This window comes from Dellaglioa sp. CoH-56-MRSF-11, assembly GCF_056782135.1.
The window spans coordinates 1-260 of the sequence record NZ_JBXAYE010000121.1 but is presented as its reverse complement, the minus strand read 5'-3'; the positions used below and the strand labels follow the sequence as shown (position 1 = coordinate 260).

Here is a 260-nt window from a genome sequence, read left to right as displayed (position 1 = left end):
AGGGTAGTGAGCAACGTCGCCGTCAGCGCGGCCTTGGCGCGGCGCGCGTCTTCTTGGTCAGACTTGATTTGTTTGATCGGCATTTTTACCCCTTGATACACATTACCTGACGCAGCGTCGCCACCACATCAACCAGTTCGGACTGCGCCCCCATCACCTCATCGATATCCTTGTAGGCGGCCGGAATCTCGTCCACGACGCCTGCGTCCTTCCGGCACTCGATGCCCATTGTCTGATAAAAGAGGTCGTCTTGCGTAAAC

At 56.9% G+C, this 260-nt stretch carries 1 protein-coding gene; it reads right to left on the bottom strand.

The features are described from left to right. Positions 1–85: 85 nt before the first annotated feature. Positions 86–260, bottom strand: a 175-nt coding sequence (locus AC1RPT_RS08080) for an RtcB family protein (protein WP_481763036.1), incomplete at its 5' end; no start/stop codon positions are given.